Genomic DNA, 24,096 nt, shown 5'->3' on the forward strand with positions numbered 1-24,096 from the left:
CGTGTTAAAGCCTTTTATTGCCTCTGCGTTACTGATCTCTTCCGGCTGGGCGGTTGCCGCTGAGCCGCCGCTGACGGCTGCCCACTATGCGCAGCAGCTGGGCGTCGGAATGGATGTGGACTGGGCGCGCACCGAGCGCGGTATTCGCGAGTTCGATCCGCTGGTGGTTCGCGATTTCCGTGCAAAAGGCATTACCCATGTGCGTATCCGCGTGGCCGATGAACCGACGGAAGCGCGGCTGATCCACCTGCGCAAGCTGGTGGAAGCCTGCGAGCAGTATGGCGTGATCCCGATAGTCGCTTATCAGGCTGATGAATACAAAAACGACCCGAAAGCCGATAATGAGAAAGAGACGATCAACTGGTGGATTGCCGTGGCGCACTATTTCGGCCAGAGCTACCCTCTGCTGGGGTTTGATCTCATTTATGAGCCGGCTGACAAGCTCAATCACAACCTGGCGTCGTTAAACCGCGTCTATGAAAAAACCATTAAAGCGATCCACGACATTGACCCGCAGCGCATGATCTTCATCGCACCGCGCCTGCGCGCCGCGCCGGAGGATTTAACCAGCCTGAAGCTGCCTGCCCATAGCCAGAACTACCTGCTGGCGGAGTGGCATATTTTCCCGTGGGGGCCGCTGAAAAATAGCGGTAAATATCCGTGGACGTCCGGCACGGCGGCGGAGAAAGCGGCTATCCATAACCGCATCAATACCGCGCTGCGCTGGCAGCAAAAAACCGGACACGTTAGCTGGGTCGGCGGCTGGGGCGTTGGGGAATCAAGCCGCTTAACGCCGACTGCGTCACAAATGGCGTTTGCCACGTATATGGCCTGCGAGCTGCAAAAGGCGAAAATTCCGTATGCGCTTAACGCGGATTTTCAGTTTTACGACGGAGAAGAGGGCGCCTGGCGACCTGCGCCAGAGCCGTTATTACAGGCGATGATCGCACCTGTCTGTGAAAAGCCCGGCGAGAAGCCGGGCCATCATGCGGTTAAACCGGCTGCTCGTGATGCGGGACACGCGACGCCAGCGGCAGCCAGCACAGTAAAATCAGCAGCCCCATCAGCGTCATCAGTAACCCCAGACTAGCCTGCCCGTTCTGCGGCATCATCGCGGAGAGCCAGGCCAGCGCGCCGGAACCGATGTTCTGCAAACCGCCCACCAGCGCGCCCGCCGTGCCTGCAAGGAACGGGAACGGCTCCATCGCGCCGCTGGTGGCGAGCGGGAACAGCATGCCCGCACCGAAGAAGAACAGCGCCGCCGGGATCAGCAGCGTCCAGACGGTCATCACGCCGAACAGCCCCGGGATCCACATCATTACGCCAGCCAGCAGGCAGCTGATCACCGACTGCCACATCAGGGTTGAGAAACGCTTGTTCTGACGTCCGGCAAACCACGCACCGAAGAACGCCGCCGGGATTGGCAGAATAAACAGAATACTCACCACCATGCTGCTCAGGCCAAGACCCGCGCCCAGCAGCACGCCGGAACAGGCTTCGAACACCGCAATGCCCGCCAGACCGCCGATCAGCATCAGCAGGTAGCAGGTAAACGATCCGTTACCGAACAGCGTTTTATAGCTGGTGATGAGCTTCGTGCGCGGCGCGTCATGCGGGCGCGTTTCCGGCATCCAGCGCGCCATGCTGAAGGTCACAATGATGCAGAGCGTCAGCAGGAAGGCGTAGCAGGCGCGCCAGGACCACATCGTGTCCAGCAGGCCGCCAATCAGCGGTGCCAGCAGCGGGCTTACCAGAATCCCCATATTCAACAAGCTGTTGGCATGGCGGAGCTGGGTGCCCTGATACATATCACGCGGTAAGGTTCGCGCCATCACACCGCCGACGCCGGTACCGACGCCCTGCAGGGCGCTGGCGGCAATCAGTACGGTCAGGTTATGAGTGGTCATCGCAATCACCGTCGCGACCATGAAAATGCACATGCCGACTAAAATCACCGGACGGCGGCCGATACGGTCGGAGAGCGGACCATAGAACAACTGCGAAACGCCATAGGTCAGCAGGTAGGCTGCCATCACGCTTTGTACTGCGCCCTCGCGGACGTTAAGTTCCTTTGCCATGTCGGCAATCGCCGGAATGTAGATGGTTTGCGCCATCTGACCGACGGCCACCAGTAACACCAGCATCAACAATAAGTTAACGTTCCTTTGTTTTTTCATGTCGCTGAATACTTTTGCCAAAAGAGAAAAATGAAGAATAAGTGACTGCGCATTCCCATAAATGCGCGAGGAATCTACCACAGTGAGATGACAAATTAAGCATTACTGTGATGAATGGAGAAACAGGACAAGGCAGGATTTGTAAACAAGATCGGCAACTAATGTTGCCAGTGATTTACGCCAGGCGCAGCAGAATCGCGCCGCCCGCAATTCCCAGCGCCGCAGCAATACGCAGGCCCGCAACCCGCTCTTTTAAAAGCATAAAAGCGATAAGCGCCCCAAAGAGAATGGAGGTTTCACGCAGCGCCGCGACCACCGCCAGCGGTGCCTGCGTCATTGCCCATAGCGCCAGGCCATAAGAGCCCATGGTCCCCACGCCGCCGAGCAACCCCTTTTTCCAGTGCAGACGGAGATAGCTGGACGCTTCACGCCGACGCGCGACCATCGCCCAGCTCAGCAGGCAGAAGCCGTTCATAAAGAAGGTCCACAGCGTGTAGCCCAGCGCGGTGTCCGAGAGCCGCACGCCGGTGCCGTCCACCAGCGTATAGCCCGCGATAAAACAGGCATTCAGCAGCGCCAGCCAGATCCCTTTTCGCGACTGCATGCGTCCGTTCATCGCCATCGCCAGTATCGACAGGCAGATCACCCCGATGCCGGACCAGGCGAGCCACGAGAGGCTATCGCCGAGCACCAGCACGCTTACCAGCGCCACCAGCAGCGGCGCGGTGCCGCGCATCAGCGGATAGGTCTGGCTCATATCGGAGACCTGATAGGTCTTCGCCACCAGCACCGTGTACACCACCTGTAAGGCGCAGGAGACAATCAAAAACGGCCAGCTTGCGGCAGAAGGCTGCGGCGAGAAGGGGAGCAGCACCAGGGCAATCAGCGTGGCGGAGCCGCTGACGCTGATTGCAGAATAGAGCTTGTCCGTTCCGGCTTTGACGATGGCGTTCCAGCTGGCATGCAGCAGCGCGGCGAAGAGTAAAATGCAGAAAACGGTGATGGTCATGGCGTGTCGGGTGGTGAGTTGTCACTTAACTGTAACATTCGCCATCCGATGCCGCAAGCCGCTCAAATTGCGCAAAACAGACGGTGCGTCACCCGCGGTTCGTCAGACACCAGCGTAAAACCCGCCTGACGATAGAAACCGTACGCGGCGTCCGGCGCATGGGTATTGAGGAAATCAAACCAGATGCTGGCATCGGCCATCACCACGGTCAAAAGCTGTTTGCCAATGCCCAACCCGCGGCACTTCTCGCTGACGTAGAGATGGCGAATGCGGCCGGCGCGCGGCTGCTGGCTGAACGGATCGCGGTTAAGACCGCACACGCCCACCAGCTTGCCGTTGAGAAAGGCACCCAGCAGCTTTTCGCCCGGCGCGTTAAAGCGGTTTTCACCCCGCTGCCAGTTCTCTTCCAGCCTGCGCAGCATGTTGAAATTCAATGCGATACTTTCAGCCTTCAGGGCGATGTACCCTGGCTCTTCTGGCGTAACAGGCTCAATTAACAGACGCGACATAGCATTCCCTCGTTATTAAAGAGGGGCGGTTTCCCGCCCCTCTCAGGTGCGACTTGAACCTGAATCAGCGAATGAATTTCAGGACAGCATCAAGCAGTTGCAGTACAGCAACAATGAGTTTGAGGATAAGTATCACCATATCCACTACGCTCATACGCGTCTCCTTTTGGTTAAAAGGAGCACGATGCTGGCGTACCTTTCCGCCGCCTGTTGCCAGCACCTGGATTGACGTAACACAGTGTGCTCACTTCAGGGGTTAAGGCACTGACGGCACCACCCGTTTCAGCCAGGACTTCGTTGCGCCGGTAGAACTGCGGCCCCCTCGCTCACTGCGAACATCCTCATTATAGATAAATACTGTATGTATGAACAGTATTTTTTGGACAAAACACGAAACCCCATCCATACTCAAAAACGTCAAAATCCGTGCCTGAATTGCGCGTTCGTCTTCGATCGCGTATACTTTTTTGCGTTGACGTAACACAGTGTGTTCTGCGGCGACCAACCGCAAAACCCTGATAAAAACCTCGCTCCGGCGGGGTTTTTTGTTTTTATCGCTCAACAAACGAAACGTGATCCCTGACGCATTTTTGCGCAGATGAAAATATTTCCATTGTCACGCCGAAAAACCTGTGTTTGTATAAATTCAATCAATGAATCCAAACACAGGTCCCCAATGACTGCATCCATGAACACCGCGACCCTACTAAAAACTGCGCAACCAGCCGCAGTGGTCGTCGTGCGTGTGGTGGTGGTCGTCGGCAATGCGCCGTAGGGACTGGATCAACACACGAATCCAAAACCCCGCCGGCGCAAACCGGGCGGGGTTTTTAGTTTAAACGCCTCCCGGAAAGTCGGCCCATAAAAGGACTGGAGCATGGCAATTTCGGGCACAACATCCACCAAGACGCGTTTCACCGGCGCGCAGCTGATCGTTCATTTGCTGGAACGGCAAGGTATCACCACGGTTGCGGGCATCCCTGGCGGCACGGTGCTGCCGCTGTACGATGCGTTAAGCCAAAGCACGCAGATCCGCCACGTGCTGGCGCGCCACGAGCAAGGGGCAGGTTTTATCGCTCAGGGCATGGCGCGTACCCAGGGCAAACCGGCGGTCTGTATGGCCTGCAGCGGCCCGGGTGCAACCAACCTGGTGACCGCCATCGCCGACGCGCGCCTCGACTCCATTCCGCTGATCTGCATCACGGGTCAGGTGCCGTCCTCGATGATCGGTACCGATGCATTCCAGGAAGTGGATACCTACGGCATCTCTATCCCCATCACCAAGCATAACTATTTAGTTCGCGACATCGCCGAGCTTCCTCAGGTTATCAGCGATGCGTTTCGCATTGCGCAGTCTGGCCGTCCAGGCCCGGTGTGGATAGACATTCCTAAGGATGTCCAGACCGCGGAAATTGAGATCGACGTGCTGCCGGAGCCGGGCGACCGTGCCCCCGCGCCAGAATTCAGCGCTGAGAGCGTGCGCGATGCCGCCGCCATGATTAACGCCGCCAAACGTCCGGTGCTCTATCTGGGCGGTGGGGCAATTAACGCCGCAGATGAAATCCGTCAGTTTGCGGAAAAAGCCAACCTGCCCACCACCATGACCCTGATGGCGCTCGGCATGCTGCCCAAAGCGCACCCGCTGTCTCTGGGAATGCTGGGCATGCACGGCGCGCGCAGCACCAACTACATTCTGCAAGAGGCTGATTTACTGATTGTTATGGGCGCGCGTTTTGATGACCGGGCGATTGGTAAAACCGAACAGTTCTGCCCGAATGCCAATATCATTCACGTGGATATCGACCGCGCCGAACTGGGCAAAATCAAACAGCCGCATGTGGCGATTCAGGGGGATGTGGCGGAAGTGCTGGCGCAGCTGATCCCGCAGACGGACGCAGCCGACCGCGCCGACTGGCGTAAGCTGGTGGCCGATCTGCAGCGCGAGTTCCCGGGCACCATTCCAACCGAAGGCGACCCGCTGAGCCACTACGGGCTGATTAACGCCGTTGCCGCCTGCGTGGACGACAGCGCGATCGTTACCACCGACGTTGGTCAGCACCAGATGTGGACTGCCCAGGCGTACCCGCTGAACCGTCCGCGCCAGTGGCTGACCTCCGGCGGCCTGGGCACTATGGGCTTTGGCCTGCCCGCCGCCGTGGGCGCGGCGCTGGCCAATCCGGACCGTAAGGTGATCTGCTTCTCCGGTGACGGCAGCCTGATGATGAACATTCAGGAAATGGCGACCGCGGCCGAAAACCAGTTAGACGTGAAAATCATCCTGATGAACAACGAGGCGCTGGGGCTGGTACACCAGCAGCAAAGCCTGTTCTACAAGCAGGGGGTATTTGCCGCGACCTATCCGGGGATGATTAACTTTATGCAGATTGCCGCCGGTTTTGGCCTGCACACCTGCGATCTGAACGCGGAAGAGGATGCCCACGCGGCACTGCAGGAGGCGATCTCTCGCCCTGGTCCGGCGCTGATCCACGTGCGTATCGATCCTGAACAAAAAGTGTATCCGATGGTGCCGCCGGGTGCGGCAAATACTGAGATGGTGGGGGAATAAGCCATGCAGAAACAACATGATAACGTCATTCTGGAACTCACCGTCCGCAACCACCCTGGCGTCATGACTCACGTCTGCGGGCTGTTTGCCCGCCGCGCGTTTAACGTGGAAGGCATTCTCTGTCTGCCGATTCAGGGCAGCGAGCACAGTCGCATCTGGCTACTGGTCAATGATGACCAGCGTCTGGAGCAGATGATGGCTCAGATCGACAAGCTGGAAGACGTCACCAAAGTGGCGCGCAACCAGTCCGATCCCGCCATGTTTAACAAAATTGCGGTGTTCTTCGAGTAAATCGCTTAAGGTAAGCGTCTTTCGCTCTTGTAGGCCGGATAAGCGCAGCGCCATCCGGCTTTTTCAGACCGCAGGAACTCACATGACCACCATCGCCCTTATCGACGACCACCTTATCGTCCGCTCCGGATTTGCCCAGCTTCTCAACCTCGAACCCGATTTTCAGGTCGTGGCCGAGTTCGGCTCCGGACGCGAAGCGCTGGCGGGCCTGCCGGGGCGCGGCGTGCAGGTCTGTATCTGCGACATCTCGATGCCGGATCTCTCCGGGCTTGAGCTCTTAAGCCAGCTTCCAAAAGGCATGGCGACTATCATGCTGTCAGTCCACGACAGCCCGGCGCTGGTCGAGCAGGCGCTCAACGCGGGCGCGCGCGGCTTCCTCTCTAAACGCTGTAGCCCGGATGAGCTGATCGCCGCCGTGCGTACCGTCTCCACCGGCGGCTGCTATTTAACTCCGGATATCGCCATCAAGCTGGCGGCCGGACGCCAGGATCCGCTCACAAAGCGCGAGCGTCAGGTTGCGGAAAAACTCGCGCAGGGGATGTCGGTAAAAGAGATTGCCGCTGAGCTGGATCTGTCCCCGAAAACCGTGCACGTTCATCGCGCCAACCTGATGGAAAAACTCAACGTCAGCAACGACGTTGAGCTGGCGCGCCGTATGTTCGACAGCTGGCAATGAGTCCCGTCTTTTCGCGGCTGATTGCCGTCGTTGCCAGCTTCTTTATCTTCTCCGCCGCCTGGTTCTGCCTGTGGAGCATCAGTCTGCATCTGGTGGAGCGCCCGGAGCTGGCGGTACTGTTGTTTCCCTTCGGTCTGCGTCTGGGGCTGATGCTGCAATGTCCGCGCGGCTACTGGCCCGTTTTGCTGGGTGCTGAATGGCTGATGCTGGTCTGGCTGGCGCAGGAAGTCGCCCTCGCGCATCTGCCCTTATTGATGACCGGAAGCCTGCTCACGCTCCTTCCGGTTGCGCTTATTTCCCGCTATCGTCACCAGCGCGACTGGCGCACGCTTCTGCGTCAGGGCGCGGCGCTGATTGCCGCCGCGCTGCTGCAGTCCTTGCCGTGGATGGGGGAAAAGGAGATGCTCAACGCGCTGCTGCTGACCCTCACCGGCGGCCTGACGCTGGCCCCGACCTGTCTGGTTATCTGGCATTACCTCACCAGCACCGTCTGGCAGCCGCTCGGCCCGGCGCTGGTATCTCAACCCGTGAACTGGCGTGCCCGGCATCTCATCTGGTATCTGCTGCTGTTTGTGGTGAGCCTGTGGCTGCAGCTTGGCCTGCCCGCAGAGCTTTCGCGCTTTACCCCGTTTTGTCTGGCGCTGCCGATCATCGCACTGGCCTGGCACTATGGCTGGCAGGGGGCGCTGATCGCCACGCTGATGAACGCCATCGCGCTGATTGCCAGCCAGACCTGGCACGACCATCCGGTGGACCTCCTGCTTTCCCTGCTGGCCCAGAGCCTGACCGGGCTGTTGCTGGGGGCGGGCATTCAGCGCCTGCGCGAGCTGAACCAGTCCCTGCAGACCGAGCTGGCGCGCAACCGCCGCCTGGCAGAGCGCCTGCTGGAGACCGAAGAGAGCGTGCGGCAGGAGGTTGCCCGCGAACTGCACGACGATATCGGCCAGACCATCACCGCCATCCGCACGCAGGCGGGCATCGTCCAGCGTCTGGCGGCGGAAAACGCCGGCGTGAAGCAGGGCGGGGCGCATATCGAACAGCTTTCGCTGGGGGTCTATGACTCTGTTCGCCGCCTGCTGGGACGGCTGCGCCCGCGCCAGCTTGATGACCTGACGCTGGAGCAGGCGGTGCGTTCCCTGATGCGCGAGATGGAGCTGGAAAGCCGCGGAATAGTCAGCCATCTCGACTGGCGCATTAACGAATCTACGCTCAGCGAAGGCCAGCGCGTGACGCTGTTCCGCGTCTGTCAGGAGGGGCTGAACAATATCGTCAAACACGCCAACGCCAGCGCGGTGACGCTGCAGGGCTGGCAGCAGGATGAAAGCCTCAAGCTGGTGATTGAAGACGACGGCTGCGGCCTGCCGCCGGGCTCCGGCCAGCAGGGCTTTGGCCTGGCGGGCATGCGCGAGCGCGTGAAGGCGCTGGGCGGCACGCTGAATATCTCCTGCACCCACGGGACGCGCGTCAGCGTCAGCCTGCCGCTAAGGAGCCACCATGTTTAAAACCCCTGTTAACGCCGCGCCGATAGGCAATAAAGCGGAGATCGACGCCCGCTACCGCTACTGGCGTCGCCATATCCTGATCACTATCTGGCTCGGCTATGCGCTGTTCTACTTCACCCGCAAAAGCTTCAACGCCGCCGCGCCGGAAATCCTCGCCAGCGGCGTGATGACGCGTACCGATATTGGCCTGCTGGCGACGCTGTTTTACATCACCTACGGCCTGTCGAAGTTCTTCTCCGGCATTGTCAGCGACCGCTCCAACGCGCGCTATTTCATGGGCGTTGGGCTGATTGCCACCGGCGTGGTGAATATTCTGTTTGGCTTCTCCACTTCTCTCTGGGCCTTTGCTCTGCTGTGGGCGCTGAATGCGTTTTTCCAGGGCTGGGGCGCGCCGGTCTGCGCCCGCCTGCTCACGGCGTGGTACTCGCGCAACGAGCGCGGCGGCTGGTGGGCCGTCTGGAACACCGCGCATAACGTCGGCGGGGCGCTGATCCCGATGGTGGTAGGCGCGGCGGCGCTGCACTACGGCTGGCGCGCGGGAATGATGATTGCCGGCGGGCTTGCCATTCTCGCGGGGCTGTTCCTCTGCTGGCGGCTGCGCGACAGGCCGCAAACCGTTGGTCTGCCCGCGGTGGGCGACTGGCGGCACGATGAGATGGAAATGGCGCAACAGCAGGAGGGGGCGGGGCTGACGCGCAAGGAGATCCTCACCAAATACGTGCTGTTAAACCCCTATATCTGGCTTCTCTCGCTCTGCTATGTGCTGGTTTACGTGGTGCGTGCGGCCATCAACGACTGGGGCAATCTGTACATGTCCGAGACGCTCGGTGTGGACCTGGTGACCGCCAACTCGGCGGTGACGATGTTCGAGCTGGGCGGGTTTATCGGTGCGCTGGTGGCGGGATGGGGCTCGGATAAGCTGTTCAACGGCAACCGCGGCCCAATGAACCTGATTTTCGCCGCCGGGATTTTGCTCTCCGTCGGCTCGCTGTGGCTGATGCCGTTTGCCAGCTACGTGATGCAGGCGGCGTGCTTCTTCACCACTGGTTTCTTCGTGTTCGGCCCGCAGATGCTGATCGGCATGGCGGCGGCGGAGTGTTCCCACAAGGAGGCGGCCGGCGCGGCGACGGGCTTTGTCGGGCTGTTCGCCTACCTTGGCGCGTCGCTCTCCGGCTGGCCGCTGGCGCGGGTGATCGACATCTGGCACTGGAGCGGTTTCTTCGCGGTGATCGCCATCGCTGCGGGGATTTCTGCGCTGCTGCTGCTGCCGTTTTTGAACGCGCAGGCGCCGCGCGAAGCCAGCGTGATGTGATGCGCCTCACCTTTTCGCCCCGAATGGCGTAAAACTAAGAAATTTTCCCGGTTTTACCTGGACGCTGTCTCAGGCGTCTCTCCCGGCTGATTTTTACAATGCCTGCCATTCGCAGGTAAAAATCAGCTCAGGAGCAAACCATGCTGGCCTTCCTCAATCAGGTGCGTAAGCCGACCCTGGATCTGCCGCTCGACGTGCGGCGCAAAATGTGGTTCAAACCGTTCATGCAGTCTTATCTGGTGGTCTTTATCGGCTACCTGACCATGTACCTGATCCGCAAGAACTTTAACATCGCGCAGAACGACATGATCTCGACCTACGGGCTGAGCATGACGCAGCTGGGGATGATTGGCCTGGGCTTCTCCATCACCTACGGGGTGGGGAAAACCGTTGTGTCCTACTACGCGGACGGCAAAAACACCAAGCAGTTCCTGCCGTTTATGCTGATCCTCTCCGCTATCTGTATGCTCGGCTTCAGCGCCAGCATGGGCACCGGCTCCGTTAGCCTGTTCCTGATGATCGCCTTCTACGCCCTGAGCGGTTTCTTCCAGAGTACCGGCGGGTCGTGCAGCTACTCTACCATCACCAAATGGACCCCGCGCCGCAAGCGTGGTTCGTACCTCGGCATGTGGAACATCTCCCACAACCTCGGCGGGGCCGGTGCGGCAGGCGTGGCGCTGTTTGGCGCGAACTACCTGTTCGACGGCCACGTGATCGGCATGTTTATCTTCCCGTCGATTATCGCCCTGATTGTCGGCTTTATCGGCCTGCGCTTCGGCAGCGACTCCCCGGAATCCTACGGCCTCGGCAAAGCTGAAGAGCTGTTCGGCGAGGAGATCAGCGAAGAGGACAAAGAGACCGAAGAAAACGAGATGACCAAATGGCAGATCTTTGTTGAGTACGTGCTGAAAAACAAAGTGATCTGGCTGCTCTGCTTCTCGAACATCTTCCTGTACGTGGTGCGCATCGGTATTGACCAATGGTCGACCGTGTATGCCTTCCAGGAGCTGAAGCTTTCTAAAGAAGTGGCGATTCAGGGCTTTACCCTGTTTGAAGTGGGCGCGCTGGTCGGCACCCTGCTGTGGGGCTGGCTCTCTGACCTCGCCAACGGCCGTCGCGCGCTGGTGGCCTGCGTCGCGCTGGCGCTGATTATTGCCACCCTTGGCGTGTACCAACACGCCAGTAACCAGTACGTTTACCTGGCGTCCCTGTTCGCGCTCGGCTTCCTGGTGTTTGGTCCGCAGCTGCTGATCGGCGTAGCCGCCGTTGGCTTCGTGCCGAAAAAAGCGATCGGCGCTGCCGATGGGATTAAGGGCACCTTCGCTTATCTGATTGGTGACAGCTTCGCTAAGCTGGGTCTGGGGATGATCGCCGACGGCACGCCGATTTTCGGCCTCACCGGCTGGGCAGGCACCTTCGCGGCGCTGGATGCGGCAGCGATTGGCTGTATCGTTCTGATGGCGATGGTTGCGGTGCTGGAAGAACGTAAAATTCGCCGTGAAAATCGTGCGCAGAAATTAAAAATAGCCTGAGTGTGCAGGTGACTTCTTTGCCCGGTGTGTGATGCCGGGCTTTTTTATTCGCTGAATTAAGACCTACCCCAGAACAAAAATATCCCCTGTTGACGGGGTGACAGTGCCCGGCAACCATAAATTGCCCCATTTACCCGTACAATGGCAGCCCATTATTTTGTCGGGCTGTAAGCCGTGCAGAAACTGCCTGACTGCCCAGAGCTTACGCGGTGACGCACAGCGAAGATGGAAACCGCCGAAAATTGCATGGATATGATTGATGCCGGTTATTCTCTGGCAATGACGCACAATATCAATCAGCCCTCGGTGCCCACAGCCGATAAAAATGACCAGGCCACGGTCAGATTTATAAATCAGAACCCCTTCATCTTTTACATAATCCGTATTCGCATTTTTACTGCCGATAACACCGTAGGCGTGCGGTTTTGCGACAGGGATCTCCCCTGACCACATAAAGCGCTCCCCAATCTGGAGCGGGGTACTGCTGTATTCCATACGGTAGCGTGAATAATCATTATTCAGCGACAATTTTTTTAGTCTGGCGGTATACCCTGAAAACTGTATTGCCGAGTAGCGCTCGCAGGCCACGTGGGGATGGCATACGATTCGGCAATTATCCGGTAGCCACGGAACGCCGCCACAGTGGTCATAGTGCCCGTGAGAAAGTACCGCTGCGGTCAGGCGAGTCAAATCGACCCCCATCAGACCTGCGTTATGCAGGAAGCTATCATCAGGACCGGTATCAAACAGAATGAAATCATTTTCATCCTGTATAAACAGGCTGAGCCCTGCTTTAGCCCGCAATAAGTTTTTAGCGCCGGGGTTAGGTCGGTTCTCCAGCAGGACACTGATAGTTATGGACATGTTCGCTCTTTCCCTGAAGTGATGATTCGTTACCGCCAGTCGTTGACCATACACCGTGGATATACAATCGTCCCCATAAAAACTAAAACAAGTTTTCTGCCCTTTTTCCAGCGCTTTTCAGTTCACTATTATGCTTCTGCCCGCTGTTGACGCCCTGCGTTTCCCGCTATGATGAGCGGCTAGTCTAAGGAGAACGCATGGTCTGGATAATGCTGGCAACGCTTGCCGTGGTGTTTGTGGTCGGATTCCGTATCCTGACCTCAGATTCCCGCCGCGCCATCAAACGCTTAAGCGAGCGGCTGGGGATCACCCTGATGCCGGTCGAGTCGATGATCGACCAGTTCGGTAAAACGCCCGGCAACGAGTTTATTCGTTATCTTGAGCGCCCCGACGAGGCGCATATGCAAAACGCCGCCCAGGTGTTGCTCATCTGGCAGGTCTGCATTGTCGATGGCAGCGAAGAGAACCTGCATACGTGGCACCGCTTGCTGCGTAAAGCCCGCCTGGCCGCGCCCATTACCGATGCGCAAATTCGTCTGGCGCTTGGCTTTATGCGCGAGATGGAACCCGATCCGCAGGAGCTTAACGCCTTCCAGCTACGCTATAACCAGCTCTTCCTGCCGGAAGAGGGTGTGTTTTATCTGCATTAAGCCGTTTTTCCGCACAGGATATTTTGAGCGTTAAGAATTTCTTCTCTGTTTTCATTGAGGCGGGTGGCGGCATAGATATCTATGTTTAACCTTTTTGCCTCCGCGTCCGTGAGTTCACGGTAGCAAAGTCCTTCCTGATTAAAGGTGCATTTCGACTGAGGCAGCAGCGCAAATCCTTTCCCTCTTGCGATACGGCTTAGCATCACGAGGGTATCATCCGGCTCTTTTATCCGCTTCAGCGGCGTTTTCATCGTATCAAAGTAGCTTTCGCATTTGTCGTAGAATGACGGGTTAGCACTTCTGGAAAACCAGAAAATGGGAAGATCGCTAATATCCTCCAGCGCGACTTTCTCTTTCAGGCTGGCAGGATGTAAAGAGGGCATTGCGATGAGCAACGGTTCCTGGCAGACCCAGCGGTATTGAACAATGTCTTCATGACCCGTTCCTTTTTCACCGGTCAGCACCAGATCCAGCATATTTTTTGACAAGCTTTGCAGCAGTTGGGCAGACGTCAGGTCCGGCGTTTCGACATCATCTCCCGCGTTCATTTTTTGAAGCTGGGTATTCACGGGTTCAATATATTCAAAATTAAGCGTCCGCGTGAGCCCGATACGCAGGCTCGTTTCAGAAGAGAGAGGATCTTCTTTTAGATTACTGATGTCTTTAAGTATTTTTTCTGCCTGAACAACCAGCGCACGACCTGCTTCAGTGAGGCTAACGTCATGCGTGCTGCGGCTGAACAACTGACGTTTCAGAACCGCTTCCAGACACTTTATCTGACGCGTCAATGGCGGTTGAGTCATGCGTAGACGTTCGGCAGCCTTACGGAAATTCAGTTCATGTGCAACAGCGAGAAAGCATTGTAATTGTTTGATACTGGGCAGGTTATTGCTGATTAAATGTTCTGCTGTGGCCATACGTGAGTCCTGAATGCGAAAAGGTATTTAGTCTTTTTTCGATTTTGATATTACACGCTAAATGCAGGCAGCAAAACCCGTTTTAACAGTAATACAAAAAATATATTACAAATTTAACAATTCCAATTGTTTCCTGTATTGATAAATTTCTATCCGAATCCTCACTCAATCAATATTCGGAGTAATTATGTCGTCTAAATATGTACTGGTATCACGCTTCCCATTAAAAAATGCTTTTTCTGAAAAAGAATTCACTTCATTAAAAAGCAATGAAAACGTTCGCTACTATTCCTGTGAAGAAAACGGTGTTAATGAATTGCTGGAACTGCGCGCATTCAACGATATTAAAGAAATTGCGTGGGTTGAGAGTGAAATGGAATCCATGTTCCATCGTTTCTCTGATGTTCTTTCTGCCGATATTCGTCGCGAATTACTTAAGTTTGTTGAATCCCCGATTGATAATAAAAAGAACTTACCAGAATCAACTTATATCCAGCTTCGTCACGTTGAAGTGCCTGCGCATAACTATCAGCAGTACCGTCAGTGGCGCGATGAAACCATTTTTAATGTGGTAAGAGATAACAAAGATAAGATTGAAAGTTTCGAAGCGTTTCATTCTCTGATCAGTGGCGTTCCGGGCGTAATGTTTATCTCCTCATTCAACGGCGATAAAGCAGCATATAAAGAAGCATTTACCAATGCGCGTTACCAGGAAATCATTCAGCAGGCCGGCGACAACTTTATCACTGGCGGCAATGACGGCCTTTATACGCGCATCTACCGTGCTTGCTGTTGTTGAGGAACAATGAATGAACTGTAAAAAGTTGGTTGTTGTTGGCGATAAATTTAATGAATTTGCCAACGGTAAAGATGTACTGACTATATCTCAGCTTGAATTATTGACTCAGATCCCTGCGAATATCATAGATAAAGAACACGAAATTATTGTTGGGCAGGGCGTGCGCAAGGATTTTGCCGGAAAAGTAATTTCAAACCAGGCAAGAAACGCAATTCATGGTAATAAACTAAAAATGTGCTCTCTGGAAAAACTGGTTAGCGACAAAAAAAATGCACATTGCCATAAAAAACTGGAACAGAACGTACTTATAGGACCTGCGGAACAGGCTGAGCATAATCCCGACCTTTATGCGATGCCTCTGTTAATCGACGAACGTTGCGAATTGATGGCGGATCACCAGACGGGTCAGCATATTCAGGGAATGCTGCTGGTTGAAGCCAGCCGACAGGCCTTTATCGGCGTCACCGAAGAGTTTATTTACCAGCAGGAAAGTGGGCGCTATTACGTCATTAATAGCATGGCAATCAATTTTGCCAGTTTCCTGTTCCCTTTACCGGCGCTGGTCCATTTTGAATTTCTGGAAAAAGATATTAACGACCGCCGGGGGCGTTTCAAGGCTCAGGTACGCGTCACTCAGCACCAAACGCTTTGCGCGACAATGGATGTGTCGTTCACCGTCTATCCTTCCGCCCTGATTACAGAGAAAGAAAAATCTCTGGCTGAGGTTGCCATGCAGGCGGCCATCGTTCAGCAGCAAGGGGTGGTTCAGGGGGTAACGCATGCCTGAATTACGTAGCCAGAAATACCGTCTGGCTGCGACCACGCAGGGGCCGCTTTACCCCCCTGCGGAGGTCATGGACGGGAAGGGTAATTTTGTCGTAGTTGGCATGGTGCCTGGGGATAACGGTTTGCAGTGGCGAAGCGTCATTGTCTCACCGAACAGCGCGCTTCCGGCATTTGGGGAAATCGCACCCTATAACATTCTGTGTGATATAGAAAAGATGCCCCAGGACGCGTTGAAGGACATTATTCTTCATACTCTTCCTTTACCCATTCCGATGAACAACTATCGGATGATTTTTGCACCGGAACAGCGGCCGCACGCCAACAAAGAAAAGAGGCCGAGCGTGCCGCTTCATGACGGCTATATCGCGGACTATCGCAGCAGCGATGGAAAGCGAGACATCCAGCCTGTCACCCTCGCTGCCTGGCTTGAGGCAGAGGGAACTTTTGACGTCACGTTGTCCGAAGATAAAAAACGAGCACGGTTCACGTTTTCGTTCCGGAGTCTTGTTCCGGATAGCGTTTATACCGTGATGAGCCTCAGGGAAAACGATTTAGCCTCTGAGGCGCCGAGCAGGCCTGGCCCGCTGGGCATACCCAACGTATTTATAACCGATAGCGAAGGCAATGCCGAATATTGGGCTGAGTTAACCGATCCTTTTCCGGCACCGGAGAGGAAAGGAAACAGAATTATTAACGTAGTCGTACTTTATATGAGCTCGCGTCAGAGCTACGGCGGTGCAATTGGTTTTTACGGTCTTGGAGGCGATATCCATGCCCATTTAAAACTCAAAGGCCGTTCCTTCGATGAATTTACAACTATAGAGTGAGAAAAGTATGCCGTTTGTTCATGTGATGACCTGGCCGACGAAAGATGAAAATCAAATCATCAGGCTACAGGAAGATATTACGTTTGCCGTTCACAAAAATACAGGTGCACCGCTGGATAAAATTTCCGTGGTGGTTTCTGAAATTCCGCCTTCCCGCTGGGCGGATGCAGGCGTGCCTGGTACGGATAAAGATTTCCCGGTTAAGAGTCGAAGAAAAAACTACGAGGAATAGGCTTTGCGTAAACACGCCGCATTTTTTGACGTTGATGAGACGCTTATAAATATTAAAAGTATGTTTGATTTTTATGATTTCTGGTGCAGGGGAAATAATCAACACGGTCGTCTTCAGCGCTTTATGTCTCGCTTTCGCGCCGACGTAAAAAACGGTGTGCCAAGGGAGACGCTGAACCGAGAGTATTATCGCCAGTTTAAAGGTGTATCTCGTCGTTATCTGGACGAAATGGGTGAGGAATGGTTCAGGCGTAAGCTGGAAAATGAGTTTTTTATTGAGAGCGCTGTTGCAGCACTGAAAAAACATCAGCGCCAGAATATGTACACCGTATTTATATCTGGCTCTATGCTTCCGATTCTTTCACCCATTGCGAAATACCTTGGGGTAACGGATGTACTCTGTGCGCCGGTCATAATAAATGAAGCAGGTGAGTTAACGGGTGAAATCGGCCTGCCGCAAACCATTGGAGCGGGTAAAAAAGACGCGCTTATGACGTTTTGCCGGAATAAGGAAATTAACCCGGTGGATTGTTATGCCTACGGTGACGATCTTTCGGATATTCCAATGCTCGAAGCCATCGGGCATCCCGTGTGTGTGGGAGAGCATTCCGCGCTTACCAGATATGCAACAGAAAAAAATTGGCAAATTATTTAAACTATCATTGAGGTAAGTAGTATGACTTCAGAACTCTCTTTGCAAAATATGACGTTAAGGTCATGGCTTGCTTTATTCATTCTGGCTATTTCAACGTTTACTATTGTCACTACCGAACTGGCGCCGGTCGGATTATTAACGCCAATCGCAGAGGGGCTACAGTCTTCGGAATCCGCGGTGGGCATGACCGTGTCGCTTTATGCCTGGGTGGGAGCGTTGAGTGCGTTGTTTGCATCCGTCTTTTTAGGCAATGTGGCCAAGAAACGCCTTTTACTCGTGCTCACCGTGGTGCTTCTGATCTCCAACATCATGGCCGCGACGGTAAACACCTACAGCATGCTGCTTAGCGCCCGAGTGCTGGGTGCGCTTGCTCACGGTGCATTCTGGGCGATGATCGGCGCAACGGCGGTTGCTATCGTTCCTGCCAGATATATTGGGGCGGCGACGTCAATCGTATTTGGTGGCGTCTCCGCAGCAAGCGTTTTTGGCGTGCCGGTATCCAACTACATTGGTATTCACTTCGGCTGGCGGCAGGCATTTTGGCTGATGGCCGCGCTGAGCGTAATTGCCTTTGTGGGTATTAGCGTGCTTGTTCCCCAGATCACCAGCAAAAGTGCGCTTGGCCTGGATGCGCTTAAAGGCGTGCTGAAATCGTCTACCTTGTGGAAAATTTACTCCGCTACCCTGCTGGCCGTTACGGCCCACTTTGCCGCCTTTACGTACATTGAACCCTGGCTGCACACGCAGAGTTTACTGTCCACCGCGTTTATTCCCGCTGTGCTTTTTGTTTACGGCATCGCGGGTCTGGCCGGTAACTTTCTGACCGGCGTGTTGATTGATAAGTATCTCAAGCTGACGGTCTCTTTGTCTGTACTGCTGATCTGTGCAGTGCTGCTGTTCCTGGGCCTGTCTGGTTCCTCGCTCTCTGCTGCGTTGATATTCATCAGCATGATTGTCTGGGGCGTTGCCGTGTCAGGAATATTTGTCGGCTTCCAGACGTGGGTTTTACGTATGGCTGAAGATAAAGCTTTTCCGGCCTCCGCAATCTACGTTTCGTTTTTCAATACCGCCATTGGTATCGGCGCGTCGGTCGGTGCCTGGATGGTTTCAGCATTTTCAATGCCGCTCCTGTATATCGTCGCCGGCACGGCCATCGGCCTGTCCGTTCTGCTTGTCGCGGTTATTCCTGCAACGTTGACCGCAAAACAGTCCCCACTGGAGAAATCTTATGAGTCAAATTAATGACCGCACGCGCTATGGCAGAGAGATTATGGACCGTCTTGAAGCGGGACTTGCGGATAAAGTTACCCGCCGCCTGAGCGAGCTGGACCCGGGGCTGCCCGCCCTGATTACCGACTATGCGTTCGGGGATGTGGTGGGGCGTCCGGGACTGGATCTCAAAACGCGCGAAATGCTGACCGTCGCCTCGCTTGTGACGCTGGGTAATGCCATGCCGCAGCTGGAACTGCATATGAGAGGCGCGCTCAACACGGGCGTGACGCCGGAAGAGCTGCTTGAAATCGTGATTCAGATGGCGGTGTATGCTGGCATTCCCGCCTGTATGAATGGTCTTACTGCATACCGGGCGGCAATGGCCGCGACGGGTCATACCTTGCCAGGACTGAAAGGGGAAGGCGCATGAGCGAGGTTGTCATTATTGCAGCCCGCCGCACGGCGACGGGCGCATTTCAGGGCGCGCTTGCGGAGCATTCCGCCTCTGACCTGGGAAGCCGGGTCATTCAGGCGCTCCTGAAAGAATCTGGCGTAGAGGCCAGTGATATCTCTCAGGTCATTATGGGACAGGTACTTACTGCGGGCTGTGGTCAGAATCCGGCCCGGCAGTCGGCCCTGAATGCCGGATTACCGGTAGAAACGCAATGTCTGACAATCAATAAAGTGTGTGGTTCCGGGCTTAAGGCGGTCCATCTAGGTATGCAGGCGCTTCAGACGGGTGAGGCTGAGTTTGTTATCGCCGGCGGTCAGGAGAGTATGTCCAACGCGCCGCATATCGCCATGACGTCGCGTAGCGGAACGCGGCTGGGTGATATCACTCTCAAAGATAGCCTGGTTTCTGACGGGCTCTGGGATGCCTTCAATGATTATCATATGGGTATCACCGCTGAGAATGTTGCAACGGAGTTTGGTATCAGCCGCGAAATGCAGGATGAGTATGCCCTTGTCTCTCACCACAATGCGCTTGAAGCGCAGGCGCGCGGCATTTTTGAGCGCGAAATTGTGCCGGTTGAGTGGCTGACGCGAAAAGGCGAAACGATTAGCGTGGAGAGGGATGAAGGGCCGCGTGCAACCAGTATTGAAAAATTGACGAAGCTGAGGCCTGTCTTCCGAAAAGAGGGAACGGTGACGGCGGGAAATGCGTCATCGCTGAATGACGGTGCCGCTGCGGTGCTGCTTTGTACGCGTGATACCGCCGAAGCGCGTGGCTTGCCGGTTCTGGCTTCGCTGGGCGTGTTTACCAATTCCGGTATCCAGCCGGCATTAATGGGGGCAGCCCCGATTCAAGCCATTGCCGACTGTCTTTCCCGCTCGGGATGGAAGCCTGAGGATGTCGATCACCTTGAATCCAACGAAGCGTTTGCCGCCCAGGCGCTGGCGGTGATTCAGCTGGCTGGGATTTCCCCGGATCGTATCAATCCTTACGGCGGGGCCATCGCGCTTGGGCATGCGATAGGCGCATCTGGCTGCCGGATTTTGGTGACGCTGGTTCATTCCCTGGTCCGTAACGACGGCAAGCGTGGCGTCGCCGCACTGTGCGTAGGCGGTGGGGAAGGCGTCGCGTTGAGCGTTTATCGCTGACGGCTCGGCGTATCCGTAGAAATAAAAAAACCGGGGAAACCCGGTTTTTTTATTTCATGATGAGGTATCAGGCGTTCACGCCCTTCATACCCTCGGCGGAATAGCGATCGCCTTTGATCGCTATCCGGCGATGAAGGTTATTCAATGATTCAATGTCATTCATCTCAAGCACAATGTCGGCAGCTTGCGCATTCTCGGTCAGATAGTTGAGGTGCTTAGTGCCAGGAATGGGCACAAGCTTATCGTATTGCGCTAACAGCCAGGCAAGGGCAATCTGACCTGCGGTACAGCCGTACTTCGCCGCCAGCGGGTGGATGACATCGAGCAGTTGGCGATTATGATCGAGGCTGGACTGAACAAAACGTTCGTTATTTCTACGGAAATCACCTTCTGCAAAGTCGCTATTGTTCAGGTATTTTCCCGTCAGGAAGCCTCTGCCAAGAGGCGAGTAGGGCACCAGACCGATGCCTAACTCTTTCACGACCGGCAGAATGCTTTCCTCGATGTCGCGTGTCCACAGAGAATATTCCGTTTGCAGTGCGGTGACTGGATGTACCGCATGGGCCCGTTGCAGCGTTGCAGCCGACACTTCGCAAAGGCCGATGTGGTTGATCTTGCCCTCTTTAACCAGGGTGCGCAGACAATCCATACTCTCTTCGACCGGTGTGGCGTTACTCAGTCTGTGTAGATAAAAGAGGTCGATTCGCTCCACGCCAAGCCGCTTGAGGGACTCATTACAGCAGCGGATGATATAGTCAGGCGTATTGTTGATGGTGCGGGCGTAAGACTCGTCAGGCGAGCGGTCGATGCCGCACTTCGTGGCTATTTTGAACTGCTCGCGAGTGCTTTTATCCAGCCCGGCAAGAAAATGACCGATTAGTCTTTCATTATGACCACGGCCATATAAATTTGCGGTATCAATAAACGTCACGTTCAGATCGATGAGGCTATGCAATACCTGCAGTGAGGCTTTGTCATTAGTCTGGCCATAAAATTCACTCAGACCCATGGCACCATAGCCGACAGCACTGACGGTAAGATTTTGAGATAAAGTACGTGTTTTCATAGTTTCTCCTTTTCAGACGCTATGATTGTTTCACCTCAAATGTGGATACTGAATTTTCATTTTCGTTATGCTGAAAAGGTATCAGTCGACGATGCTCTCCCTCCTGGCCCATTAAAAACGTCAAAAGTTGTCTAAACGTTAAATTCATCACACTTTTGATGATAAACTGCGCGACTTTTCCGCACGTTTTTATCTTCAGGTGACGCCATGACAGAACATATCCAGCCTTCGACCAAACCGCAGACCAAAGAGGTTTCTCGCCCCAACTGGTCGGCGGTTTTCTCTGTGGCATTCTGCGTCGCCTGCCTGATTACTGTTGAGTTTCTGCCGGTGAGCCTGCTGACCCCGATGGCGCAGGACCTGGGCATTTCTGAAGGCGTGGCGGGGCAGTCTGTTACCGTCACCGCCTTTGTGGCGATGTTCGCCAGCCTGTTTATCACGCAGGTGATTGGCGCGATTGACCGCCGTAAAGTGGTCATTCTTTTTAGCGTCCTGCTGACGCTCTCCTGCCTGCTGGTCTCCTTCGCTGAAAGCTTCACCCTGCTGCTGCTGGGGCGCGCCTGTCTCGGACTGGGGTTAGGCGGCTTCTGGGCAATGTCCGCCTCGTTGACCATGCGCCTGGTACCCGCGCGTACCGTGCCAAAAGCCCTGTCCGTTATCTTTGGCGCGGTCTCCATCGCACTGGTGATCGCCGCGCCGTTAGGCAGTTTCCTCGGCGGGATTATCGGCTGGCGTAACGTCTTTAACGCGGCGGCGGTGATGGGCCTGCTCTGCATCATTTGGGTTTGGAAAGCGCTGCCGTCGCTGCCGGGCGAAGCGGCGCATCACAAACAGAACATGTTCAGCCTGCTTAAACGCCCTGGCGTGCTGGCGGGGATGACCGCCATCTTTATGGCCTTTGCCGGGCAGTTTGCCTTCTTCACCTATATCCGTCCGGTGTTTATGACCATGGCGGGCTTTGACGTGGACGGTCTGACGCTGGTGCTCCTGAGCTTCGGTATCGCCAGCTTTGTCGGCACCTCGCTGTCGTCCCAGTTCCTGAAACGCTCCCTGAAAGTGGCGCTGGCGGGGGCGCCTCTGGTGCTGGCTGTCAGTGCAGCGGTGCTGGTGCTGTGGGGCAGCGATAAGTGGGTGGCCTCTGCGGTTGCGATTATCTGGGGCTTTGCCTTTGCGCTGATCCCGGTGGGCTGGTCGACGTGGATCACCCGAACGCTTGCCGATCAGGCCGAAAAAGCCGGGTCGATTCAGGTGGCGGTGATCCAGCTGGCGAACACCTGCGGCGCGGCGGTGGGCGGCGTTGCGCTCGACCATCTGGGGCTGACGTCACCGCTGGTGATTTCCGGCACGCTGATGCTGCTGACGGCGCTGCTGGTGGCGGGGAAGGTTAAGGCGCGTTGATTGATAAATAGTCACTTCGGCGATATACTTGTACCGTAACTTGTACAGGAGGAAGTATGCAGGTTGTGACGTTTACCGAAGCGCGAAGCCGACTCAAAGATGTGTTGGACGACGTGAATGACAACGTGGAGACAACCATTATCAGCCGTCGCAACGGTGGTGATGCGGTAGTGATGTCTCTGCAGCACTACAACTCAATGATGGAAACCATCCATCTGATGAGTTCGCCTGCCAACGCCAGCCGACTGATGGAGTCAATCGCACAGGCAAGCACGGGAAAAACCACGCAGAGGGATCTGATAGATGACCAGGCTACTGATTTGGACTGATAACGGCTGGGATGATTACTTGTGGTGGCAGGAGCAAGATAAGAAAACGCTTCGCAGAATCAATAAATTAATTGAAGATGCGAAGCGTCAACCCTTCGATGGCCTGGGTAAGCCGGAACCGCTTAAAGGCAATCTTTCCGGATACTGGTCCCGCCGGATCAACGACACTGACCGTCTGGTTTACGGTGTGTCGGATAGCGCGCTCACCATTCTGATGTGCCGCTATCACTATTATTCATAAATCATGCCGATGTCTGAACCCGTCTTCTCGAATCCATCGAAATCAACACCACTGACGACACAATCAGCAGCGTGCCCAGCCAGTCGGGCAGGGTGAACGCCACGCCCAGCAAAATAACCGACAGTAACGCGCTGCTCAGCGGCTCGGCGCAGCTCAGAATGCTCGCCTTCGGCCCGCCGATCATCTGCGCGCCTTTCAGATACAGGCTGAACGTCAGCGCCGTGCCGATCACCACCAGATAGAAGAACGCCAGCAGCAGGCTGCCGTCGATCGTAAAAGTGGTGCCGCGTCCGGCGTAGAACGGCGTCAGCATGCATCCCGCAATTAACATACTCCAGCCGACAATCGGCAGCGTGCCGTAGCGGGCAATCAGCGTTGACGGGTACGTGGTGTAAAACGCCGCGGCAAAGGCCGAGGCAATGCCGAAGAACAGCGCGGCAGGTGAGATGGAGAGCGAGGTCGGATCGCCGTGGGTGACCAGCAGGAAGGTACCGACAAGCGACGTCATGATGGCGGACAGGACAAACACGCCGGGGCGCTTTTTCCGCGCCAGGGCAAACCACGCCACGATGATGGTCGGGGACAGAAACTGCAGCACGGTGGCGGTAGCGGCGTTGGATTTTTCAATCGTCAGCAGGAAGGTGAGCTGCACGGTAAGTGCGCCAACCAGCGAGAAAATCAGCAGGCTGAGGGCGTCTTTGCGATGTCTGATGACCGAGAAAATCTTGTCGCCGTGAACGAAGGATAAGGTCAGCAGGATCACGCCGGTAAACAGCAGGCGAACCATAGTCAGGTAAGGCGAAGAAATGTGGCTTTTCTCCATGATGTACTGCGCGCAAACGCCTGAACTGCCCCATAAAACGGCGGCGATCAGGACGTTTAGCATCCCTCTACGTGTGGAACCCATGTTCTCCCCTGCTATGTTGGTTTTTTTGTAGCATAACA

Annotated in this window: 28 protein-coding genes; 20 read left to right on the forward strand and 8 right to left on the reverse strand. The window is 55.5% G+C overall.

Going from position 1 to position 24,096, the window contains the following annotated elements; genetic code table 11:
• Position 1: 1 nt before the first annotated feature.
• Positions 2-1,090, forward strand: coding sequence for a cellulase family glycosylhydrolase (locus tag E3U32_RS07475; RefSeq protein WP_134348265.1), 1,089 nt, complete (start codon positions 2-4; stop codon positions 1,088-1,090).
• Here the strand turns inward: E3U32_RS07475 and emrD are convergent.
• The 4 genes from emrD to tisB form a co-directional block, all read right to left on the reverse strand.
• The gene (gene emrD / locus E3U32_RS07480; protein WP_134348266.1) at positions 993-2,177 is read right to left on the reverse strand and encodes a multidrug efflux MFS transporter EmrD; all 1,185 of its coding nucleotides are present in this window, start codon (positions 2,175-2,177) and stop codon (positions 993-995) included. The genes E3U32_RS07475 and emrD overlap by 98 nt on opposite strands.
• Before the next feature lie 175 nt (positions 2,178-2,352).
• Positions 2,353-3,186, reverse strand: coding sequence for an EamA family transporter (locus E3U32_RS07485; RefSeq protein ID WP_134348267.1), 834 nt, complete (start codon positions 3,184-3,186; stop codon positions 2,353-2,355).
• A gap of 62 nt (positions 3,187-3,248) precedes the next feature.
• Complete coding sequence (locus tag E3U32_RS07490) at positions 3,249-3,695, reverse strand: GNAT family N-acetyltransferase (protein WP_134348268.1); 447 nt, start codon at positions 3,693-3,695, stop codon at positions 3,249-3,251.
• Between the two features lie 64 nt (positions 3,696-3,759).
• Positions 3,760-3,849 (reverse strand): type I toxin-antitoxin system toxin TisB, encoded by a 90-nt coding sequence (tisB, locus tag E3U32_RS07495; RefSeq protein ID WP_047347446.1) that lies wholly within the window; start codon positions 3,847-3,849, stop codon positions 3,760-3,762.
• A gap of 522 nt (positions 3,850-4,371) precedes the next feature.
• Here tisB and ivbL point away from each other — a divergent pair.
• The 7 genes from ivbL (at position 4,372) to uhpT (ending at position 11,574) form a co-directional block, all read left to right on the forward strand.
• Positions 4,372-4,470, forward strand: a complete 99-nt coding sequence (ivbL, locus tag E3U32_RS07505; protein ID WP_071830013.1) for an ilvB operon leader peptide IvbL — start codon at positions 4,372-4,374, stop codon at positions 4,468-4,470.
• Between the two features lie 102 nt (positions 4,471-4,572).
• Positions 4,573-6,261: an acetolactate synthase large subunit gene (gene ilvB, locus E3U32_RS07510; RefSeq protein WP_134348270.1), complete on the forward strand. Its 1,689-nt coding sequence runs from the start codon at positions 4,573-4,575 to the stop codon at positions 6,259-6,261.
• Between the two features lie 3 nt (positions 6,262-6,264).
• On the forward strand, positions 6,265-6,552 hold the full coding sequence (gene ilvN / locus E3U32_RS07515; RefSeq protein WP_134348271.1) for an acetolactate synthase small subunit: 288 nt from the start codon (positions 6,265-6,267) through the stop codon (positions 6,550-6,552).
• An 82-nt stretch (positions 6,553-6,634) separates the two neighbouring features.
• The gene (gene uhpA, locus E3U32_RS07520; RefSeq protein ID WP_014881931.1) at positions 6,635-7,228 is read left to right on the forward strand and encodes a transcriptional regulator UhpA; all 594 of its coding nucleotides are present in this window, start codon (positions 6,635-6,637) and stop codon (positions 7,226-7,228) included.
• Positions 7,225-8,730: a signal transduction histidine-protein kinase/phosphatase UhpB gene (gene uhpB, locus E3U32_RS07525; protein WP_134348272.1), complete on the forward strand. Its 1,506-nt coding sequence runs from the start codon at positions 7,225-7,227 to the stop codon at positions 8,728-8,730. Before uhpA ends, uhpB begins: the two co-directional genes overlap by 4 nt.
• The gene (locus tag E3U32_RS07530) at positions 8,723-10,042 is read left to right on the forward strand and encodes an MFS transporter (protein WP_134348273.1); all 1,320 of its coding nucleotides are present in this window, start codon (positions 8,723-8,725) and stop codon (positions 10,040-10,042) included. Before uhpB ends, E3U32_RS07530 begins: the two co-directional genes overlap by 8 nt.
• A gap of 140 nt (positions 10,043-10,182) precedes the next feature.
• Complete coding sequence (gene uhpT / locus E3U32_RS07535) at positions 10,183-11,574, forward strand: hexose-6-phosphate:phosphate antiporter (RefSeq protein WP_134348274.1); 1,392 nt, start codon at positions 10,183-10,185, stop codon at positions 11,572-11,574.
• Between the two features lie 63 nt (positions 11,575-11,637).
• On the opposite strand, the gene E3U32_RS07540 is transcribed toward uhpT, so the two are convergent.
• Entirely contained in the window at positions 11,638-12,438 is an 801-nt protein-coding gene (locus E3U32_RS07540) for an MBL fold metallo-hydrolase (protein ID WP_134348275.1), read from the reverse strand.
• Positions 12,439-12,635: 197 nt separating this feature from the next.
• Between E3U32_RS07540 and E3U32_RS07545 the strand changes: the two genes are divergently transcribed.
• The gene (locus E3U32_RS07545) at positions 12,636-13,088 is read left to right on the forward strand and encodes a DUF1198 domain-containing protein (protein WP_134348276.1); all 453 of its coding nucleotides are present in this window, start codon (positions 12,636-12,638) and stop codon (positions 13,086-13,088) included.
• Here E3U32_RS07545 and E3U32_RS07550 read toward each other — a convergent pair.
• Positions 13,085-14,005: a LysR family transcriptional regulator gene (locus E3U32_RS07550; RefSeq protein WP_134348277.1), complete on the reverse strand. Its 921-nt coding sequence runs from the start codon at positions 14,003-14,005 to the stop codon at positions 13,085-13,087. The two genes, E3U32_RS07545 and E3U32_RS07550, sit on opposite strands and share 4 nt — an antisense overlap.
• Positions 14,006-14,192: 187 nt before the next feature.
• Between E3U32_RS07550 and E3U32_RS07555 the strand changes: the two genes are divergently transcribed.
• From E3U32_RS07555 to E3U32_RS07590, 8 genes are read left to right on the forward strand one after another with little or no spacing between them, the layout of a single operon-like run.
• On the forward strand, positions 14,193-14,804 hold the full coding sequence (locus tag E3U32_RS07555; RefSeq protein WP_063430882.1) for a hypothetical protein: 612 nt from the start codon (positions 14,193-14,195) through the stop codon (positions 14,802-14,804).
• Between the two features lie 10 nt (positions 14,805-14,814).
• On the forward strand, positions 14,815-15,591 hold the full coding sequence (locus E3U32_RS07560; RefSeq protein WP_134348278.1) for an AfsA-related hotdog domain-containing protein: 777 nt from the start codon (positions 14,815-14,817) through the stop codon (positions 15,589-15,591).
• A complete protein-coding gene (locus tag E3U32_RS07565) occupies positions 15,584-16,417 on the forward strand; it encodes a hypothetical protein (protein ID WP_047347456.1) in 834 nt (277 codons plus the stop codon). Before E3U32_RS07560 ends, E3U32_RS07565 begins: the two co-directional genes overlap by 8 nt.
• Positions 16,418-16,424: 7 nt before the next feature.
• The gene (locus tag E3U32_RS07570) at positions 16,425-16,649 is read left to right on the forward strand and encodes a tautomerase family protein (protein ID WP_047347457.1); all 225 of its coding nucleotides are present in this window, start codon (positions 16,425-16,427) and stop codon (positions 16,647-16,649) included.
• 3 nt (positions 16,650-16,652) lie between these two features.
• Positions 16,653-17,303, forward strand: coding sequence for an HAD family hydrolase (locus E3U32_RS07575; protein ID WP_134348279.1), 651 nt, complete (start codon positions 16,653-16,655; stop codon positions 17,301-17,303).
• Positions 17,304-17,324: 21 nt separating this feature from the next.
• The gene (locus tag E3U32_RS07580; RefSeq protein ID WP_045285310.1) at positions 17,325-18,545 is read left to right on the forward strand and encodes an MFS transporter; all 1,221 of its coding nucleotides are present in this window, start codon (positions 17,325-17,327) and stop codon (positions 18,543-18,545) included.
• The gene (locus E3U32_RS07585; RefSeq protein WP_134348280.1) at positions 18,532-18,945 is read left to right on the forward strand and encodes a carboxymuconolactone decarboxylase family protein; all 414 of its coding nucleotides are present in this window, start codon (positions 18,532-18,534) and stop codon (positions 18,943-18,945) included. Before E3U32_RS07580 ends, E3U32_RS07585 begins: the two co-directional genes overlap by 14 nt.
• Entirely contained in the window at positions 18,942-20,117 is a 1,176-nt protein-coding gene (locus tag E3U32_RS07590) for an acetyl-CoA C-acetyltransferase (protein WP_134348281.1), read from the forward strand. Before E3U32_RS07585 ends, E3U32_RS07590 begins: the two co-directional genes overlap by 4 nt.
• Before the next feature lie 67 nt (positions 20,118-20,184).
• Here E3U32_RS07590 and E3U32_RS07595 read toward each other — a convergent pair whose 3' ends face one another.
• Positions 20,185-21,183 carry an aldo/keto reductase gene (locus tag E3U32_RS07595; protein ID WP_134348282.1) on the reverse strand — a complete coding sequence of 333 codons (999 nt, stop codon included), beginning with the start codon at positions 21,181-21,183 and terminating at the stop codon, positions 20,185-20,187.
• A gap of 207 nt (positions 21,184-21,390) precedes the next feature.
• Between E3U32_RS07595 and nepI the strand changes: the two genes are divergently transcribed.
• The 3 genes from nepI to E3U32_RS07610 are packed head-to-tail and all read left to right on the forward strand — an operon-like array spanning position 21,391 to position 23,151.
• Entirely contained in the window at positions 21,391-22,581 is a 1,191-nt protein-coding gene (nepI, locus tag E3U32_RS07600) for a purine ribonucleoside efflux pump NepI (protein ID WP_134348283.1), read from the forward strand.
• A gap of 56 nt (positions 22,582-22,637) precedes the next feature.
• On the forward strand, positions 22,638-22,910 hold the full coding sequence (locus tag E3U32_RS07605; RefSeq protein WP_134348284.1) for a type II toxin-antitoxin system Phd/YefM family antitoxin: 273 nt from the start codon (positions 22,638-22,640) through the stop codon (positions 22,908-22,910).
• Entirely contained in the window at positions 22,885-23,151 is a 267-nt protein-coding gene (locus tag E3U32_RS07610; protein WP_041911701.1) for a Txe/YoeB family addiction module toxin, read from the forward strand. Before E3U32_RS07605 ends, E3U32_RS07610 begins: the two co-directional genes overlap by 26 nt.
• A 1-nt stretch (position 23,152) precedes the next feature.
• Here E3U32_RS07610 and E3U32_RS07615 read toward each other — a convergent pair whose 3' ends face one another.
• Complete coding sequence (locus E3U32_RS07615; RefSeq protein ID WP_134348285.1) at positions 23,153-24,058, reverse strand: DMT family transporter; 906 nt, start codon at positions 24,056-24,058, stop codon at positions 23,153-23,155.
• Positions 24,059-24,096: the final 38 nt, after the last annotated feature.

This window comes from Lelliottia nimipressuralis (assembly GCF_004402045.1).
Taxonomy (GTDB): domain Bacteria; phylum Pseudomonadota; class Gammaproteobacteria; order Enterobacterales; family Enterobacteriaceae; genus Enterobacter; species Enterobacter chinensis.